General features: G+C 43.8%; 14 protein-coding genes. 13 read left to right on the top strand and 1 reads right to left on the bottom strand.

Annotation, left to right across the window (positions count from 1 at the left end; genetic code table 11):
* The first annotated feature begins 22 nt into the window (after nucleotides 1-22).
* From Psfp_RS15055 to Psfp_RS15020, 8 genes are all read left to right on the top strand, one after another.
* A complete protein-coding gene (locus Psfp_RS15055; protein ID WP_134219367.1) occupies nucleotides 23-1,345 on the top strand; it encodes a UDP-glucose/GDP-mannose dehydrogenase family protein in 1,323 nt (440 codons plus the stop codon).
* Nucleotides 1,345-2,343, top strand: a complete 999-nt coding sequence (locus tag Psfp_RS15050) for an NAD-dependent epimerase (RefSeq protein WP_134219366.1) — start codon at nucleotides 1,345-1,347, stop codon at nucleotides 2,341-2,343. The genes Psfp_RS15055 and Psfp_RS15050 overlap by 1 nt, the downstream gene beginning before the upstream one ends.
* A 55-nt stretch (nucleotides 2,344-2,398) precedes the next feature.
* Entirely contained in the window at nucleotides 2,399-4,921 is a 2,523-nt protein-coding gene (locus Psfp_RS15045; protein ID WP_190239889.1) for a leucine-rich repeat domain-containing protein, read from the top strand.
* A gap of 127 nt (nucleotides 4,922-5,048) precedes the next feature.
* Nucleotides 5,049-5,297: a type II toxin-antitoxin system HicB family antitoxin gene (locus Psfp_RS15040; protein WP_190239888.1), complete on the top strand. Its 249-nt coding sequence runs from the start codon at nucleotides 5,049-5,051 to the stop codon at nucleotides 5,295-5,297.
* A gap of 164 nt (nucleotides 5,298-5,461) precedes the next feature.
* Nucleotides 5,462-5,677 (top strand): hypothetical protein, encoded by a 216-nt coding sequence (locus Psfp_RS15035; protein WP_134219364.1) that lies wholly within the window; start codon nucleotides 5,462-5,464, stop codon nucleotides 5,675-5,677.
* Nucleotide 5,678: 1 nt separating this feature from the next.
* On the top strand, nucleotides 5,679-6,062 hold the full coding sequence (locus Psfp_RS15030; RefSeq protein WP_134219363.1) for a nucleotidyltransferase domain-containing protein: 384 nt from the start codon (nucleotides 5,679-5,681) through the stop codon (nucleotides 6,060-6,062).
* Nucleotides 6,059-6,541, top strand: coding sequence for a hypothetical protein (locus Psfp_RS15025; RefSeq protein ID WP_134219362.1), 483 nt, complete (start codon nucleotides 6,059-6,061; stop codon nucleotides 6,539-6,541). The genes Psfp_RS15030 and Psfp_RS15025 overlap by 4 nt, the downstream gene beginning before the upstream one ends.
* A 153-nt stretch (nucleotides 6,542-6,694) precedes the next feature.
* Entirely contained in the window at nucleotides 6,695-7,186 is a 492-nt protein-coding gene (locus Psfp_RS15020) for a VanZ family protein (RefSeq protein WP_134219361.1), read from the top strand.
* Between the two features lie 973 nt (nucleotides 7,187-8,159).
* Here Psfp_RS15020 and Psfp_RS15015 read toward each other — a convergent pair.
* On the bottom strand, nucleotides 8,160-8,357 hold the full coding sequence (locus Psfp_RS15015; protein WP_134219360.1) for a hypothetical protein: 198 nt from the start codon (nucleotides 8,355-8,357) through the stop codon (nucleotides 8,160-8,162).
* 190 nt (nucleotides 8,358-8,547) lie between these two features.
* Here Psfp_RS15015 and Psfp_RS15010 point away from each other — a divergent pair, with 190 nt between their 5' ends.
* The 5 genes from Psfp_RS15010 (at nucleotide 8,548) to Psfp_RS14990 (ending at nucleotide 14,434) form a co-directional block, all read left to right on the top strand.
* A complete protein-coding gene (locus tag Psfp_RS15010) occupies nucleotides 8,548-8,871 on the top strand; it encodes a helix-turn-helix transcriptional regulator (RefSeq protein WP_190239886.1) in 324 nt (107 codons plus the stop codon).
* Nucleotides 8,872-9,047: 176 nt separating this feature from the next.
* On the top strand, nucleotides 9,048-12,272 hold the full coding sequence (locus tag Psfp_RS15005; RefSeq protein WP_134219358.1) for an SIR2 family protein: 3,225 nt from the start codon (nucleotides 9,048-9,050) through the stop codon (nucleotides 12,270-12,272).
* Between the two features lie 41 nt (nucleotides 12,273-12,313).
* The gene (locus Psfp_RS15000) at nucleotides 12,314-12,568 is read left to right on the top strand and encodes a hypothetical protein (protein ID WP_134219357.1); all 255 of its coding nucleotides are present in this window, start codon (nucleotides 12,314-12,316) and stop codon (nucleotides 12,566-12,568) included.
* A gap of 61 nt (nucleotides 12,569-12,629) precedes the next feature.
* Nucleotides 12,630-13,898: an HD domain-containing protein gene (locus Psfp_RS14995; protein ID WP_134219356.1), complete on the top strand. Its 1,269-nt coding sequence runs from the start codon at nucleotides 12,630-12,632 to the stop codon at nucleotides 13,896-13,898.
* Entirely contained in the window at nucleotides 13,895-14,434 is a 540-nt protein-coding gene (locus Psfp_RS14990; protein WP_192895456.1) for a type II toxin-antitoxin system antitoxin SocA domain-containing protein, read from the top strand. Before Psfp_RS14995 ends, Psfp_RS14990 begins: the two co-directional genes overlap by 4 nt.
* Nucleotides 14,435-14,739: the final 305 nt, after the last annotated feature.

The raw sequence follows: 14,739 nt of genomic DNA, 5'->3' as shown, positions 1-14,739 counted from the left end.
GACAAATTGAGGTGATCACACCATGCCCCAAATAGCAGTAATCGGCACCGGCTACGTTGGCCTCGTCTCCGGCGCTATTCTCTCCGACTTCGGCCACACAGTAACATGCGTAGACGTTGACGAAAATAAGATCAACAGCCTGAAAGAAGGCGTCATCCCCATCTTCGAGCCGGGGCTTGAGCGCATAGTCAAGAACAACTACTACTACAAACGCCTTGACTTTACAACGGACATCCAGTCCGCCGTTGAAAACAACGACGTTATCTTCATTGCCGTCGGCACTCCTCCGGCGGACGATGGCAGCGCGGATTTGCAGTATGTGCTCGCTGTGGCAAAGGATATTGCCACCTATATGAATAGCTACAAGGTCATCGTAAACAAGTCCACCGTGCCGGTGGGCACCGGCCAGAAGGTCAAGGCAGCGGTGCAAGCTATCCTTACTGAGCGGGGGGTTGACTATACCTTTGATGTGGTGTCCAATCCTGAATTCCTGCGGGAAGGCTCCGCTGTTCAAGACTTCATGCATCCTGACCGGGTTATCCTCGGCGCTGAAAGCGACCGGGCAATCAGCATCATGAAGGAGGTCTACCGGGTCCTTTATATCAACGAAACCCCTTTCGTTGAAACCAACATCGAAACCGCGGAGATGATCAAGTACGCTTCCAACGCGTTCCTGGCCATGAAGATCACGTTCATCAATGAAATAGCCAACGTTTGTGAAAAGGTCGGCGCGGATGTGCAGAAGGTAGCCAAGGCGATGGGGCGGGACGGGCGCATTTCCCCAAAGTTCCTGCACGCCGGCCCCGGTTTTGGCGGGAGTTGTTTTCCCAAAGATACCAGGGCTCTGGTGAAAATAGCCCGGGACTGTGGGGAGTCCATATCTCTCGTGGAAGCGACAGTGGCTGCCAATGACCGCCAGAAGCTGAAAATGGTGGATAAAATTGCAGGAGCTTTGGGGGATCTAAATGATAAAACCCTGGCCGTGCTCGGCGTGACCTTCAAGCCGAACACAGATGACATGCGGGAGGCGCCGTCACTGGTGATCCTGCCGGAACTGGTAAAACGCGGCGCAAAGCTCAAGGTGTATGACCCTGCTGGCAGGAAAGAGGGGGACTGGCGTTTTGCAGATATCAAGGACAGCCTCATCTGGTGTGACAATGCCTATGAAGCCCTGGCGCATACTGATGCCACGGTGATCCTGACCGAGTGGAATGAATTCAGGAACCTTGATTTTGATAAATTTAAGGAAATCGGCGCGGGAGAGTATTTCTTTGATTTGAGGAACATTTACGATAAAAAGAGCATGGTCGAAAAGGGCTTTAAATACTATGGCGTGGGTGTGTAATGAAAAAATCAGTAGATGTCAAAAAGATATATTTGGTGACGGGCGCGGCCGGGTTTATCGGTATGCATCTCTCGCAAAGGCTTTTGGAACTGGGCTGCGCCGTTATCGGCCTGGATAATTTGAATGATTATTACGATGTACAGTTGAAATATGCCAGGCTGGCTATCCTCGAAAAGTATGAGCGGTTTACCTTTTACAGAATAGACCTGGCTGATAAAGGGCACCTGGAGGCTCTGTTTCGTGACCACAGCATTGATGTGGTCATAAATCTGGCGGCGCAGGCCGGTGTGCGCTACAGCATTGAAAACCCGCAAGCCTACATCCAGTCCAACATTGTGGGGTTTTTTAATATCCTTGAATGCTGCAGACACTACCCGGTGCGGCATCTTTTGTACGCGTCATCCAGTTCTGTCTACGGCAACAACAAAAAAGTCCCCTTTGCTACGGACGATCACGTTGATAACCCGGTCAGCCTCTACGCGGCCACCAAGAAATCCAATGAGCTGATGGCCTACACTTACAGCCACCTCTACCGGATACCCGCCACGGGCCTGCGGTTTTTCACCGTATACGGGCCGTACGGCAGGCCGGACATGGCGTATTTTTCATTTACCAAAGCGATCCTGGAGGATAGGCCGATCCGGGTGTTTAACAACGGTGACATGTACAGGGATTTCACCTATATCGACGACATTGTCGGCGGGATCCTGCCTTTGATCGAAAACTCCCCAGTGCTCACCATGCCGGATGCCCCGTATAAGCTGTATAACATCGGCAACAACAAGCCGGAGAAACTGATGGATTTCATCGGGGCCATTGAAAACGCCGTGGGCAAAAAGGCGGTCAAGGAGTTTTACCCCATGCAGCCCGGCGATGTGTATCAAACCTATGCCGACGTGACGGATTTGGTGAGGGACGTCGGCTTTAAGCCAAGCACCAGTATCTATGAAGGCATCGGCAGGTTTGTGGCGTGGTATAAAGAATTTTACCATACATAGGGAAAAAGCTAATGAGGTGTACACTCGAAAAAAAACAAAAGGAGTGGGTTTAAGCGTGCTTAAAAAAAGAAATGGCGGATTTGACGCAGTGCGTTTAACGGCGATAATGATGATGGTTGTCCTGCTCGTACCAACATTTTTCTTTGTCCCCGGCGTGAAGGAAGGTCTGGCGGCAGAGGCTTCAGGTAATACAATAAGCTTTAAGGACAGTAAACTTGAAAGCGCTGTCAGGGCAGCCCTGCAAAAGCCCTCCGGTTCCATAACCGGGGCGGATATGGCCCAATTGACCACCCTTGACCTGCGCGGTCTCGGTATCAGCAGTCTTGACGGCCTCGCAGCCGCCGCCAACCTCAGAAGTCTAAACCTAAACGACAACAATATTACCAGCATTGCGACACTGGCCGGTATAACCACACTTCAGAAGCTGTATCTCAACAACAATATGGTCAGCAGTATTTCCAGCCTGGGCAAACTCGGTGACCTGCAGGAGCTGACCCTCACCAACAATAAGCTTGATAATATCAAGGCTTTGGACAAGCTTGTCAAGCTCCAAAAATTGCACCTCAACAAGAATCAAATTAGAGACATTGCCCCGCTGGCGGGAATGACCGGCCTGAAGGAGCTAAACCTTAGCGACAACGCAATTAGGGACGTCGCAGCTCTTTCCAGGTTAACGGGCCTGCAGAAGCTCTATCTCAGCAATAACCAGATTTCTGACATTTCGTCCATCAGGGGCATGACCGGGCTGATCGAATTAAATTTGGGCGGCAACCAGGTAAGCGATCTTGACGCTCTGTCGGGGCTCGTCAATCTGCAGAAGCTTTTACTCAACAGCAACCATATTTCAGATATAGACGCTTTGTCCAATCTGAAATCGCTGCTGGAACTCAACCTCAGCAAAAACCATATTTATAATATAAAAAGCCTGAAAGGTATGCAGGATTTGCAAAAATTGAACCTCAGTTATAATGTTATTTATGACGCGGGTGTTCTCTCGACCTTGACGTCACTGCAGCAGTTGGACATTACCCGCAACAGTGTCGACTCAATAACTACAGCTGCAAGATTAGACAAGGTCGGCAGAAAAGAGACTATGAGATACACCTTCACAGCCGATCAGGTCCCTGATGGTTTAACAATGGACGATACGGTTTCTTTTCATGACGCCAACCTCGAATCAGCCGTGCGCAAGGCTTTAAAACGGTCAGAAGGACCGGTTACGGTGAAAGGTATGACTTCCCTGACCAGCCTTACTTTAACCAACCTGGGCATCTCCGACCCGGAAGGCCTTCAGTATGCTGTAAATTTGAAAAGCTTGAGCATGGGCGGCAACAAAATAAGCGACCTCTCTTTCCTGAAAATGCTCACCGGACTGCAAACACTGTATCTAAACAATAACCAGGTCGCGGATATCACCGTTCTTGGCGGGCTTGGCAACCTGCAGAATTTGAATCTGGGCGGCAACAATATTACCGATCTGGCCGCGCTGGAAAAGCTGGACAAGCTGCAAAGGCTCACCCTCAACAACAACCAGATCGAGGACATTGCCGTGCTGGGTGGTCTGACGGACCTGCAGGAGCTGAATCTGGGAGCCAACAAGATTGCCGGCATATCGGCCCTGGCGGGACTTGCCAAGCTGCAAAAACTCTATCTTACCGGTAACCTGATTACGGATATCGCCGCGCTTGGCGGCCTGGGGGATCTGCAGGAGCTGTATCTTGGCGGCAACAAGATTACGGATATATCCCTCCTGGGCCAGTTTGGCAAGCTGCAGAAGCTGGCGGTTAACAGCAATCAAATAGCAGACATTTCGGCGCTTTCCGGACTGACCGGACTGCAGGAGTTGAACCTGGGCGGCAATAAGGTTACGGACATTTCGCTGCTTGCGGGTTTAAAAAGGCTGCAGAAATTGTATATCAACAGCAACCAGGTTGCGGACATTGCCGTGCTGGCCGGCATGGATGACCTGCAGGACTTGAACCTTGGCGTCAATAAGATTTCTGATATAAAGGTCTTGGGGAATATGACAAAGCTGCTCAAACTCTCCATTAACAACAATGAGATCACCAGCTTTGCTCCTCTTGCGGGCCTGACGGGCCTGCAGGAATTGAATATGGGCGCCAACAAAAGCGATGACTTTTCCATCCTGGAGCAGCTGGGCGGGCTGCAGAAGCTGTCTTTGGCCGGCAGCCGGCTTTCCGGCATGGACTTTTTGCCTGAGCTGAGCTACCTCCGGGAACTGAACCTGGGCGGCAATAAAATCACGGATCTGGCTGGGCTGGCTGAACGGGTCAATCTGCAGAAACTTACTTTGAATAACAACCAGATCAAGGATATAGCTCCGCTGGCGGGGCTTACGGACCTGACCTATCTCAACCTGAGCAACAATAATATCGAAGATATCGCGCCACTGGTTCAAAACAGCCAAAACGGCGGTCTCGGCGAGGGGGATTCTCTCAACTTGTCCGGCAACCTGCTTGATCTCAGCGAGGGCTCACCGGCAACGGCTGCAATCGATCAATTGACTGCCAAAAATGTGCAGGTGACAAGTGATGAGCAGCGCGACAATGCTAACTAGGGTGTGTCACGGGGACGGGGTTCTTGACATAAGCTGAGACGGCAACGCATAATTCTAGCATTGAGGAAGTTCCGCTGGAAAGATTCCCTGCCCCTGGGGTATAATATCGTCAGGGGTGATAATTATTATGCCTATCTTAACTGCTTTTACAGAAGCAGCAATGCATGAAGCTAAATATAAAATTCTTGAGGACGGTACTTTTTGGGGGGAAATACAGTCCTGCCCGGGCGTGTGGGCTAATAAAGAAACGCTGGAGAGTTGTAGGGAAGTATTGCGAGAAGTCCTTGAAGAATGGCTTATTTTAAAACTTCTCGACCGCGATCCTCTTCCCAAAGTTGGTAAGATTGACCTTAATGCAGTGGTGGCTGAAGTATGAAACCGATAAGCAGTATTTCTATAAACGATTGGCAAGAAAAAGAAAGTTAACGCTCACCAAGAGAGACCGGGAAGTGTATAAGCCCCGGCCTTTCTGTGACTGCCACGGGGACAGTTCTCAAAGGGATCAATCGGAAGTTTTGTCGTATAAAGGATCATGAATAAATGAATATAAACCACTCGCTCGTACAAACCCTGTCCTGGCTTGCCGTGCTTTTCTGCATGCTGGCGATATATCTTCTTTCCGCGCAGCCGGCCGGCTTTTCCAAGGCCAATAGCAAAGGCATCGTAACCCGCGTGGTCGACACCACGGTAAAGCTTACCAATGCGATCTCCCTGGCCATATGTGTCGCCTATGGCGCAACTGAAAAGGGGAATTGAAATGAGTACAAAACCCGATGACTTGATTTCTTACTCAACTTATAAATATTCTTTAACTATTACAGAAGATACTTCTGTAGCTGATGTAGCTTTATCAAAACGTTATGATGAAGCATGGCTATTGGCCAGGAGAGCCGCATCCCTTTTAAAAGAAAGTTTTGGGGCCAAAAAGGTAGTGGTGTTTGGTTCTTTAGCCAAACGTTCATTATTTACACGCTGGTCCGATGTTGATTTGGCTGCATGGGGCATCCCTGATGAACAATTTTATGCAGCGGTGGGTGTAGCAACTGGCCTAACTACAGATTTCAAGGTTGATTTAGTTGATGCTCAAACCTGCCGTGATACCTTGCGTAGAGCCATTGAAGCCGAGGGAATTGAAGTATGAACAAAGAATATTTAACTCTTGCGAGCAGGGTTCGTGAAGAAATCAATGAGCTTAAGCAAATTGTTGACCGCACGCAGGCTGGTTGGGAACGTGTAAAGCGAACAGGAGATGAATTTTATCTGGATAGCGTGGCTTTAAACCTCCATAGTTTTTATACAGCACTTGAAAGAATCTTTGAGTTGGTTTCTGCAAACGTAGATCAAACAAGACCAAAAGGAGAAAACTGGCACCAAGAACTATTACGCCAAATGGCTACTGAAATTGAGCTGATAAGGCCTTCCGTTATTTCAAGGGAAACAAGAAACTATTTAGATGAATACAGGGGTTTTCGCCATATTGTAAGAAATATATATAGTTTTCAGCTATCTAGTGCCAAAATGGCGCCATTAGTAAATAAGTTGCCGAAAGTATTTAATCGTTTAAAAAAGGAAATAGATGAATTCTCTTGCTTTCTTGAAGCAAAAGGTGATGTGAAATGATAAGTAAGGGACAGGCAAATAGCTAGACTTATGAATAAGTCCGTCACCGGGGCGCCGTGTGCGATTGAAATCGCACCTACATTGGGTTGTTGCAAATGCCGATGGTGTCGCGGGAAGCGACATTGTCCGGAAACTATCACAAAGGATGAGTAAATGAATATAAACCGCCCGCTTATACAAACCCTGTCCTGGCTCGCCGTGCTTCTCTGGATGCTGGCCATCTATCTCCTTTCCGCGCAGCCGGCCGGCTTATCCAATGCCAACAGCAAGGGCATCGTAACCCGCGTGGTCGACACCACGGTAAAGCTTACCAAAGCGAAAATCACGGAACCGCAGAAGCTGGAACTGATCGAGCGCATCAACTCCGTGGCCCGCGAGTACATGCACGGGGTGGTGTTTCTTGTGCTGGGACTGTTGGCGCAAAACGCTGCAGCGCAAAGCGGCGCCAGGGGGATGAAAGCGATTGCGATCTCCCTGGCCATATGTGTCGCCTATGCCGTAACCGATGAAATCCACCAGCTCTATGTGCCCGGCAGGGCTTTTCAAGTCAGCGATATCGCCATGGATGCTGTTGGCAGCATGATGGGCATCGGGCTCGTATACTGTATAAGAAACAGAATAAGGAACAGAGTACGGGTAAACTGAAAAGCGAACATAAAAAAAGCAGTATATCACGGAGACTGGGGGAAGGGCGGTCAAAGGGCTAAATGTTCTTCTTTGGCCGGTAAGGCAGCATAAGCCGGGGTGGCATCCATGCCGGCGGGGAAGTTTGGCAGCACTATTTAGGCCATATATATGCTTTCCGCGCAGCTGGCCGGCTTTTCCAATGCCAGCAGCAAAGGCATCGCGACCCGCGCGGTCGACACCATGGTGTAGAAAAATTAAACCGGAGGCCAACCTCCGGCTTGCTGTTTTGAAGTTGAGGATCAGAAGAAAATCAGTTTGAATTTCTCATTCTCACCTACTGTTGTTGAATCTGTGCATATAGCGGATTTTCCAGAACTGTCAGACATTCCGCCGTTGTTAACTGCCGTTATGTAGTTCCCTGACCTCAAACATTTCCCAGATGTCAATCTTTGTTGCGTCTGTGTGAATGGGGAGTCGATTGGCAGGTTCATCCATCCCACCTTTGTTTACAGCAGTGAGAAAACATCCATTTGCCGTTTGAATTGCACATTTGCATTCTTCAATAATTTTCATAGTTATGAAGTGATTAAGCGCCGCCGGCCGCGGCCACAAGAGATTTTCCAACGCATATATGCCTCACCCCTTTTTAGTAGTGGAGTTTCCCGCTCCCGGACAAGCTCCATGAAACTACTATATCAGAATGAAACCGGCTTTAGGATACTCTGTGCATGAATGACCGATATATGGTATAAACGACAGCGGAAGGCACAGAGGGACGGTTCGAAAGCGCCGGGATAAACCGGGCATAAAGTAGGAGATGTACCATCTCCGGAGTAATTCCTATGCTAATTTTTGGTGCGACACATGTTGTCAATGGCCAGGCAGGCTAGCGAATATAAGCTGGAATCCTGTAAAACATAAATACCGGCACGCTCACTGAACAAAAGGAAAAGCCTCTGATACTTAACCGTACCGGAGGTTTTTTCCTGGATTATTTAGCGTTTAAACGTGAAAGATATATCAGTTGAGCTTTGAATTGATGTTCTTTGTTTGTAAGAATTGTATAACCAAAGATATTGTCCTTCTTTACTTCTGTTGGAATCCCTTGGTGATTAAAGTATACGGCTATGATATCGGCCTCTGCACGAGTCTTGGCATAAACAATATGGCATTCCATTTTATTAGCCATTCAGATACTACCTCTTTACTAATGTAATGTTTGATTAAATCTGTATATAAACAGGCAGGGTCTATCCGAAATGCTCTGATACACTATATTTTAAGTCATTACTGAGCTTATGGCAATACCTAACTAAGCTTATGGCATATTATATTGGCCGCTGTCAGCCTTTATAGTTAACTGTAAAGGAGTTGAGGCTGTGAATTACCGGTTGTTGGGAGAAAAGATTAAAAGACTACGCCGGAATAAAGGGTTAACGCAAGAAGCCTTAGCGGAAAAAACCAATTTAACACCCTCATATATTGGCCAAATTGAACGGGGCGAAAGAAAATTAAGTGTTGAGACTTTAGTACAAATTGGGAACATCTTGGGGGCCAGTTTTGACTATCTTTTACAGAGTGATCCCCGGGCAAAATATGATTCTGCTTTAGATGAACTGGCTGCTGCGTTTAGAGGAAGGACACAGAACGAAATCAAAATGATCATTGAAGTTGGCAGGACTATTTTCAAACACAGTAAATAGAAATCAGAGATAAAGGCTGTGATAGGCAGCCCATCCATGCGTGGAGCCCAGCATGTGAACTGTTTTCACAGATTACCGGAGGTCAAGGGTGGGAGCTATGCGGCTCTTGTAGACACCGGTCTTACATACCCGTCCAACAAATTTCTCATTATGCGATTATCTAAGGAAGTGGTGAAATGGCCCATCCGGCAAAAGAGTATATGAATATACTAAAACAAGCTTATAGAAGGCATCAGCTCGTACCATTTGTCGGAGCTGGTTTGTCGTTTCCTTTCGAAATGCCCGGATGGGGTACACTTCTTGATGATGTTTGTGGAAAATTTGATTATGAATTCCTTACTGAGCATAGAGAAGAAATTTCAAAACTCATCGAAGAACATCGATATTTGGAAGCCGTAGATGAGATGAGGAAAGCGGGCATCGGGGAAGAGGATTTGAAGGCCTCAATTTGCGGAGCAATCCAGCGCAAAAGACAAAAAGAGGTTGAAGAACCGCCTGATAATATCTATAAGGATTTGGCTAAAATGAACTGCACCAAGTATCTGACTACAAACTATGACAACTATTTATCCGAGTATGTTGGTAAAGGTCCCAGTGATATTTCACATTTATTCAAAGAATTCAGCAACGAGTGGGACGATGTGATTCACGATGGGGCTGTATATAATCTGCACGGAGATTATACGAAGCCTTCAACGATTGTTCTTTCCAGGGAATCGTATAATAATTTATATCAGAATAGCATAGAGTTTCAAACGGTGCTTGAGCATTTTAGAGAAAGATACGTATTGCTTTTTATTGGGGTCTCTTTGGACGATGAATATATACAGCAAGTGTTAGAAGTAAGCAGTGAAAGATTGAGAGCTAGACATTTTATACTACTAGCTAATATATCGGTGGAAAAACGCCTTGAAATGGAGAAGCGATATGATGTAAAGATCTTAAGATATTCCACTGATAACGGGGACCACATAAAAGGTATTCGTGAAATACTCAATGAGATTATAAGTGTAAGTGATCAAATAGATGAGCAAGAAGCACAAAGTCAGATTTTGAAAGGCAGTGATCAGAGAACAATTTATCAGCCTCAAAGTATGATGAGTGTGAAAACTGAGTGTCTGACACTTGTAGATCCAACTGAATCTCTTCCTTCCAAGGATTCTACTATATACGATAAAGTAAAAGAGATCAAAAAGCTGCAGAAAAATGGTCAGATAGACGAAGCAATTGCTGAATACAACCGAATTCTGCAGGGGAGTATTTTTGAACCTCTCTCAACTGAGGATAAGAAGATGCTTATAAAGGGGATGCTTTATTGTTATATCCTGATTCGAGATTACCCTTCTGCGGCTTCTTTGGTTGAATCTGCTATGAAATTGCCAAAATGCAAAGATGATATAGATCTTCTATCCTGCATCGTTGATTATCAATTTAATATTGGTGATTTTGAATCGGCTTATAAAACGGCTAATGAGTGGTATGAAATGGCTCCTGAGGATCCCCTGCTCCTTGGCTTAAAGGTTTATACTGAAAACATTTGTACTGAAATTCCTTATGAAAGAGCTTTTGATATGCTTTTGAATGAGGATATGGATTTGATTGTTAATACTGAAGACGACGATCAACGTCAGTTTATTTACCGTTTAACTGGAGAAATCGCGCTGCATTACAAAATGTATGGCGATGCGCTTCGGCTACTGCGAAGAGCATATGAAATCGATGATAATATTTTTAATATTGAAGACCTGGGAATAGCAACCTATTTTAAGGCTATTGGAGAAGCGGATGATGGTATTACGATTAAGATAAATGCCGTCAATCTAAATGATTTAAGTAAAGCAGTAGAATATTTTGAAGCTGGGTTTGCCAGAGCTAAAGGAAGTGTACGGCGGGGAATCCATTCAAGAGTTGCAATCCCTTACTTGAGAAGTTTATTTTACTTGAGGAGAATCATGGATTTTGACCGGATGTCCGATCAACTCATAGAGTATTGTGGCGATGACTTATATGAAATAAGCCGGATGAAGGCAATTAATAATATTCAATTGAACAAGAGTAGTGTCAATGATATCAATATGCTAAATGAAACGGATAAAGCTTTAATTTCCAGCGAGTTTTACAACATGCGTGGTATGACTGAGCATGCAATTCAGGCTTTGAAACCAATTGTGGATAAAATCTATAAAGATAATGAGGATATTCTTATTCAATTTCTAGCCACTCTTTTGAATGCTAAAGCAAAGGATCGGTTTAATGATTATTTTGTGAAGTATTCAGAACATTGGAACCATAGTGATAAGATGCAGATAATTAAAAGCTTTTATTATGAAGTGAATGGAGAATACGCAGAAGCAGAAAGGACGATCCGGGATATCATTAACCAAGAGCCATCGGTTATAAACTACAATATCTTGATAACCTTTTATCGGAGGACAGGGCAAGTTCATTCTATAGGCAATATATATGAGGAAGTCCTTAAGGACAAGCCGGAACTTGTGAATCAAGATCCGGATAGCTTTTATCTTGCTTACCATGATTATTTGATGAAAATTAATAACATTGATAGAGCATATTGGCTATATTCAAATAAGGTAAAATACATGTGCGGATCGGATATTCGTAAGGTTATAGAAGTTGATTTAAAGGTAAGACTAAATGATTTCAGTGGAATTATAGAGAGTGCGCTGGATATATATGAAAAATATCGTTATTATGGTGAAACAATATACGCATATTATGCCTCTGTTGCATATCTCCATTATAATGATTTAGAAAAATCTAGATATTATCTAAATTTGTATAAGGCTAACGGACACGTGGATCAGCAATCCAATATCTTAGTGCAAAAGGTGGAGGGAAAATTAGATATTCTTCAGAAGAGAACTGAAGTTAATGGCAACGTCAAAGCAAATCATATTAAAAATATTGCACTCGAAGCAATAAGTAAAAACACAGAAATTCTTATCCCTAAAAATGAATCGATTGTTATTGATGCGCCAGCTATATATGCTCTGTTTCATCTTGGAAAAGAGCGATTGTTAGAAGATATTCCAGAGATTCTTATTGTGTTTACAACGGTTGGACTGCTCCATAATGTGTACTGTGACTGCGGAGATGAATTAATATTTAAGATTATTGAATATATAAGAAGGGCAGAAAATGTTCACATTACTTCCCCTTCTATGGAAAGTATGTTGTATAGCAGAAAGAATTTTTCTAATCTGGGTCAGGATTTTTATGACAGCTTTAACCTGACGATTCAAAGGGGAAATCCCTTTGTTACAGCTTACCAATGGTCATTTGCTTTTCAGCAAAACGCATTACCTGCGCTGCTGCCTGAAGGGGTTAAGACAATCAAAATAGTTAATAACAGGATTTTGATTTATACAGGAAATTGTTAATCTGCCTTTGATCGAAAACTCTCCCGTACTCACCATGCCGGATGCTCAGCATAAGCTGTATAAAGCTTACCAAAGCGAAAATCACGGAACCGGAGAAGCTGGAGCTGATCGAGCGCATCAACTCCGTGGCCCGCGCGTACATGCACGGGGTGGTGTTTCTTGTGCTGGGACTATTGGCGCAAAACGCCGCAGCGCAAAGCGGCGCCAGGGGGATGAAGAGCTTGACTGACATATGCAAGGATCTTGAGGTGCTCCAAATTTCTAACAGCAGGCCCTCTTTCTGTTGGATTAAATAACCTTTTTGCAACGTCATGTGTTATAATTAAAGCGTATGTATGCGAACGCGGAGGTGGTTTTTTGAGCCTTAGTAGATATAGAGACCCGGTGCATGCATTTATTGAGGTAAAACCTCTTGAAAATAAAATAATTGATTCTGCTCCATTTCAAAGATTAAGAAATATTAAGCAACTTGCTTTAACCAACTTAGTTTACCATGGAGCTGAGCATACTCGTTTTGGTCATTCTTTGGGAGTAATGCATTTAGTAACGAAAGCGTTTCGCTCGGTTGTAAGTAAAAATCCAGATTTTTTATCGAAGGAAAAGATAGCTTGGTATGAACAAATATTAAGGGTCATTGCATTGACTCATGATTTGGGGCATGCACCATTCTCACATGCATCTGAAGTGGTCTTTCCTGGTAAATTAAAACATGAGGATTTCACAGAAAAAATAATTAAAGAAACATGTATAGCAGATTATATTCGGGAGATCGGAAAAGAATATGCTCAACAGTATGGAGAAAAATATGATATTACTCCAGAACTAATTTGTGGCATATATAATGGTAGAGATGCTGGCGAAAACTCAGAGTTTGTATTTTTAAATAGCTTTATGGACAGTGAATTGGATTGTGACAAAATGGATTATTTGTTAAGAGATTCATTGTATTGTGGGGTTAATTACGGCAAATTTGATGTCGAGCGATTGGTTTCTTGTTTAACGGTTTTTTTGCAGGAAGGAATTCCACGTTTGGCGATTGAACATGGTGGAGTTCAAGCGTTTGAGGAATTCGTTTTAGCAAGATACTTTATGTTTGTGCAAGTATATTTTCATAGAACCAGAAGATTTTTTGATATTATTTTTGCGCGTGCATTAGAACAAATACTACCTAATGGTACATATCCTGATTCTGTTGACGAATATATTAAATGGGATGACAGTAGAGTCTTTCAACTAATGAAGGAACATTTTAATGATGTTGTTGATTGCAAGAGAATAATCCAGCGGTCAGTTTTTCCTGCTATATTAGAAACAAAGCCTCATCCTCAATCGGGAGATAAGCGGTATTTTGAAAGTCAGAAAAAGCTGTTGTTCAAAGAATTTGGCGCTGAATTTTTTATTGAGGATTATTCTGCCGATAAGATGCCGCATAAAATTCCAATGAAAGTTGACATAGAAAACGAAAAGGCTATTGTGATAGTAAACAAGAAAATTGATCAGCCAAGTACGATTTCTGATGAGTCGCATATTATTTCAAATTTGACCGAAAAAATAAATATAGAAAGACTTTATGTGTGCGAGGAAAAAGGTAATGATGCAATCGAATATTTAAAAAGTATTAATTGAAACTCTTTGAGAGGGGGAATATGGTGAATAATCTGAGGCGTTATATTAAAACTTTGGAAAGTATCTGCGAAGATAGGAAACTTGGTAAAAAGGCAGTCCAGAAATTAATGTACTTAATTGAGAGAAAAGGCGTCGAGTTTGATTTAGGGTATAATATACACTTTTTTGGACCTTATAGCGCTAAGCTTGATAATATTTTGCATAGATTGGAAAGTGATGAGGTAATAGAAATAGATACTACAGGGCGAACCCATACTATTAGTGTTATGGATTCCTCTAGGTGTGAGGGGGAAGAGCTTTCTTCTGAGGACAAGAAAACTGTTGAGTATGTGATAAGTAGATTTGGCAATAAGACAGCCTTTGAATTAGAGGGAATTGCAACTTTAGATTATGTTGCATGCAACTTGGTTGGTAGCGAAGGAAAAAGTGATATTGATATAATTAACGGTGTTAAAAGGATTAAAGGCACAAAATTTAATAACTCGCAATTATCTCAATATCTGGAAATATTAAAGGAAAATCATTATTTGAGCTAATTACATCGGTCGGTCACGTCGGTCACGGGGACGGGGTTGTTGACAACATTTCCAATATAGATATTAGAAGTTTTCTGACAGCCATCCAGATTCAGGTGTAGGTGTCCAGTACAGCGCCGGATCCAGCACGTAGGGTTGAGCTATTTCCAAGTTATCCCGTACCTGAAATTGGTTATGAGAGGCTGTATTTTCAACTGTGTAAATGGGAATAATCTCCAATATAAAACAAAAAGGAGAAATGACCATGACACAGTTAAACGAAAAGGAAATGCAGCTTGCAGCTCTGATTAGCGAAGAGTGTGCGA

This window comes from Pelotomaculum sp. FP (assembly GCF_004369245.1).
GTDB lineage: Bacteria > Bacillota > Desulfotomaculia > Desulfotomaculales > Pelotomaculaceae > Pelotomaculum_C > Pelotomaculum_C schinkii.
This window is presented reverse-complemented; position numbering and strand designations above follow the sequence as displayed.

Bases quoted from the DNA above. Each gene is read 5' to 3' on its own strand.
- Psfp_RS15015 (WP_134219360.1), bottom strand. From the start codon at position 8,357: ATGGCTAATAAAATGGAATGCCATATTGTTTATGCCAAGACTCGTGCA.
- Psfp_RS15005 (WP_134219358.1), top strand. From the start codon at position 9,048: ATGGCCCATCCGGCAAAAGAGTATATGAATATACTAAAACAAGCTTAT.
- Psfp_RS15025 (WP_134219362.1), top strand. From the start codon at position 6,059: ATGAACAAAGAATATTTAACTCTTGCGAGCAGGGTTCGTGAAGAAATC.
- Psfp_RS15020 (WP_134219361.1), top strand. From the start codon at position 6,695: ATGAATATAAACCGCCCGCTTATACAAACCCTGTCCTGGCTCGCCGTG.
- Psfp_RS15050 (WP_134219366.1), top strand. From the start codon at position 1,345: ATGAAAAAATCAGTAGATGTCAAAAAGATATATTTGGTGACGGGCGCG.
- Psfp_RS15035 (WP_134219364.1), top strand. From the start codon at position 5,462: ATGAATATAAACCACTCGCTCGTACAAACCCTGTCCTGGCTTGCCGTG.
- Psfp_RS15055 (WP_134219367.1), top strand. From the start codon at position 23: ATGCCCCAAATAGCAGTAATCGGCACCGGCTACGTTGGCCTCGTCTCC.
- Psfp_RS15040 (WP_190239888.1), top strand. From the start codon at position 5,049: ATGCCTATCTTAACTGCTTTTACAGAAGCAGCAATGCATGAAGCTAAA.
- Psfp_RS15000 (WP_134219357.1), top strand. From the start codon at position 12,314: ATGCTCAGCATAAGCTGTATAAAGCTTACCAAAGCGAAAATCACGGAA.
- Psfp_RS15030 (WP_134219363.1), top strand. From the start codon at position 5,679: ATGAGTACAAAACCCGATGACTTGATTTCTTACTCAACTTATAAATAT.